Below are 3,525 nucleotides of genomic sequence, written 5' to 3'. Positions count from 1 at the left end.
CCGATCTATACTTTCCAGGATATGGTTCACCAGCCTGTTCAGGATAATCAACAGATCATATCCTTTCCCCCCCAGCTTGGCGAGCCATTTGGAGTTTTTCATGGTCACATCATATACATCCCCGTGAAAGAACCAATGCCGTTTGCCATCTACCTCCAGTACCAGCTTATTATCGATCGTAAAATTCCCCAACTCAAACCCCGCGTATTTCCGGAGCGCCTCGTCGTGGTTACCGGTCAGGTAATATACTTCTGTACCTTTCCCTATCATCTTCAGGATCTTCCGGATCACTTTGGTATGCGCCTTTGGGAAATAACGCTTGCTGAATTGCCAGATATCAATAATATCCCCGTTCAATATCAATATCCGCGGGTCGATACTATCCAGGTACTGAACCAGCTCTTTGGCATGACAACCATAAATCCCCAGATGAACATCTGAAATTACAGCAATATCTAATGGGCGTTTATCCGACATTATAGGTATGTATGTACAGGTTGTAGGCAGCCTGTTTATGAGTATAATTTTCAATACAAAGGAAAAATCGCTATATTACTTTTATATTAATCCAGTGTTAAGGAATTATTAATTCACGTTTTTTACTGGCTGGGATAGATTCTGAAAGCTATTTTTGCGGCAAATTTTTAAACACAAACTGTATGGGAGGCTTCAATTCTTTTGTTAAACTATTCATGCCGAAAGACCGGGTATTTTATTCTTTGTTTGAAGACGTAGCTTCCAATCTGGTAGAAATGGCAACTGTGCTCAATGAGCTGGTAGCCACCACAGATCTGGCGGTGAGAAAAGATAAAGTACACCTGATAGAACGCCTGGAACATAAAAACGACGATTACACACACCGCATATTTGTAGAGCTCGGACAGAATTTTATTACCCCGTTTGACCGTGAAGATATTCACTACCTGGCGGCTACACTGGACGACGTGGCTGATTACATCCACGGCTCCGCCAAAAGAATGGATCTCTATAAAGTACATTACATCAACGAAAGCATCCGCAAACTGGCAGAACTGATCCACCTCGGTGTACTGGAACTTGCCAAAGCTATCCCGGAACTGCGCAATATGCAGAATATGCGCGTCATTACGGATGCCTGCGTTAAGATCAACAGCCTGGAAAACCATGCTGATGATATCTATGACATGGCCATCGCCGACCTGTTTGATACAGAGCAGAACGCGGCAGAACTGATTAAAATGCGTGAAATCTACCAGGCGCTGGAAATCGCTACCGACAAATGCGAAGACTGCGCCAACGTAATAGAAACCATTATTATCAAGTACTCCTGATAAAGGGGATTACAGTTCTGAACGCCTAATTCTCCTGATGTCATGACTTTACTAGTAATTATTATCATACTGGCATTCATCTTCGACTATATTAATGGTTTCCATGATGCCGCCAACTCTATTGCCACTATTGTGTCGACCAAGGTGCTTACCCCTTTTCAGGCAGTGCTCTGGGCCGCAGTATTCAACTTTGTGGCCTTTTTTGTGGCTAAATATTACATCGGTGAATTTAAAGTAGCAAATTCCGTAGCCAACTCCGTATTTGAGCAGTTTATCACACTGAAAGTAATTCTTTGCGGCCTGGTAGCAGCCATCACCTGGAACCTCTTCACCTGGTGGCTGGGTATCCCGTCCAGCTCCTCGCATACCCTGATAGGTGGCTTTATTGGCGCGGCGGTTACCGCTTCCGGTGGAAATATTGACGTAATCAATTTCCACAAAGTATTGCCTACTGTATACTTTATTGTACTGGCCCCCCTCATAGGTATGGTGGTGGCCTTTATTATAACACTTATCATTGTAAATATCTGCCGGAAGGCAAATCCCTACAGGGCGGAAAGCTGGTTCAAACGCCTGCAGCTGGCCTCCTCTGCGGCACTGAGCCTCGGCCATGGCAGTAACGATGCCCAGAAAGTAATGGGTATCATCTCTGCCGCAATGGTATCTGCCGGTTATATCGGCAGCCTCAAAGAGATGCCGGACTGGGTGCCCCTCGCATGCTTTACCTGTATTGCACTGGGAACCATGAGCGGCGGCTGGAAGATCGTAAAAACCATGGGAACGCGCATCACCAAGGTAACCCCGCTCGAAGGCGTGGCTGCCGAAACCTCCGGCGCCATTACCCTCTTCCTTACAGAACACCTTGGTATTCCCGCCAGTACCACCCACGTTATTACGGGTGCTATCATGGGCGTAGGCGCCACCAAGAGGTTATCTGCCGTTCGTTGGGGTGTTACCGTATCTCTCCTGTGGGCGTGGGTTTTAACCATTCCTATCAGCGGACTACTGGCAGCACTTACCTATTTTCTTATAAATCTGTTCATTTAACAAAATGGACCGCAACATACTCAAAAAGCTCTCCCGCAACCGCCGGAGAGCTTTTTTTATAAAAAAAAGATGCCAATTGAAAGAGAGCCGCTATTTTTGTGCGGTTTTTCTTCCAATCAGAAGAGATAAGTTAGTGACCATCAAAAATTGATCTTGTAAATGAAAGGAATTATCCTCGCCGGTGGCTCCGGCACCCGGCTACACCCCATTACGTACGCTATCAGCAAACAGATAATGCCGGTGTACGACAAGCCCATGATCTACTACCCGCTGTCTACCCTGATGCTGGCGGGCATTAAGGATATCCTGATCATCTCCACCCCGCATGACCTGCCGGCTTTTCAACGGCTCTTTGGCAACGGGCAGCAACTGGGACTGAATCTCAGCTATGCAGAACAACCAACCCCCAATGGCCTGGCCCAGGCCTTTGTGATAGGTGAAGCGTTTATCGGCCAGGACAGCGTAGCACTGGTACTGGGGGATAATATCTTTTATGGCGCCGGCCTCGGCACACAACTGGCCCACAATACCAGCCCCAACGGCGGTATCGTATATGCCTACCAGGTATCCGACCCCGAAAGATATGGAGTAGTGGAATTTGGCGCAGACATGAAGGTGCTATCCATCGAAGAAAAACCCGTACAGCCTAAATCCAATTTCGCTGTACCCGGGCTTTACTTCTACGACAATGAAGTAGTGGAAATCGCCAAAAACCTGCAACCAAGCCCCCGCGGTGAATACGAAATTACAGACGTAAATAAAGAATATTTACAGCGCGGAAAATTAAAAGTTTCTATATTACCGCGCGGAACAGCATGGCTGGATACAGGCACTTTCGACTCACTGATGCAGGCATCACAGTTTGTACAGGTAATAGAACAAAGACAAGGAATAAAAGTAGCCTGTATTGAAGAAATTGCCTACCGTAAAGGATTTATTACCGCCGGCCAATTACAGGAGCTGGCCAAACCTTTGCTGAAAAGCGGTTACGGAGCTTACCTTGAAACGGTGCTCAATCAAAAAGTTTTCTGAAATATCAAATAAACGTAAATCTGAAATATCATGAAGGTTCTTGTTACGGGTGGTTGTGGCTATATAGGCGCGCATACTATTGTAGATCTGATCAATAATGGTTTTGACGTGGTATCTGTAGATAGTAATATCAGAA

5 protein-coding genes are annotated in these 3,525 nt (G+C 46.0%); 4 read left to right on the top strand and 1 reads right to left on the bottom strand.

Annotated features, from left to right (window positions below; all coding sequences use genetic code 11):
- On the bottom strand, positions 1-477 hold a 477-nt coding region (locus VN105_RS17085), incomplete at its 3' end, for a UDP-2,3-diacylglucosamine diphosphatase (RefSeq protein ID WP_325642740.1).
- Between the two features lie 182 nt (positions 478-659).
- On the opposite strand from VN105_RS17085, the gene VN105_RS17080 reads away from it, so the two are divergent.
- From VN105_RS17080 to VN105_RS17065, 4 genes are all read left to right on the top strand, one after another.
- The gene (locus tag VN105_RS17080) at positions 660-1,310 is read left to right on the top strand and encodes a DUF47 domain-containing protein (protein ID WP_325642739.1); all 651 of its coding nucleotides are present in this window, start codon (positions 660-662) and stop codon (positions 1,308-1,310) included.
- Positions 1,311-1,352: 42 nt separating this feature from the next.
- Complete coding sequence (locus VN105_RS17075) at positions 1,353-2,357, top strand: inorganic phosphate transporter (protein ID WP_325642738.1); 1,005 nt, start codon at positions 1,353-1,355, stop codon at positions 2,355-2,357.
- Between the two features lie 159 nt (positions 2,358-2,516).
- On the top strand, positions 2,517-3,389 hold the full coding sequence (gene rfbA, locus VN105_RS17070; protein ID WP_325642737.1) for a glucose-1-phosphate thymidylyltransferase RfbA: 873 nt from the start codon (positions 2,517-2,519) through the stop codon (positions 3,387-3,389).
- 30 nt (positions 3,390-3,419) lie between these two features.
- Positions 3,420-3,525, top strand: a 106-nt coding sequence (locus VN105_RS17065; protein WP_325642741.1) for an NAD-dependent epimerase/dehydratase family protein, incomplete at its 3' end; no start/stop codon positions are given.

The organism is Chitinophaga sp. (assembly GCF_035564935.1).
Lineage (GTDB): Bacteria > Bacteroidota > Bacteroidia > Chitinophagales > Chitinophagaceae > Chitinophaga.
Note: the sequence above shows the minus strand (reverse complement) of the source record. Positions and strands in the feature narration are given on the sequence as shown.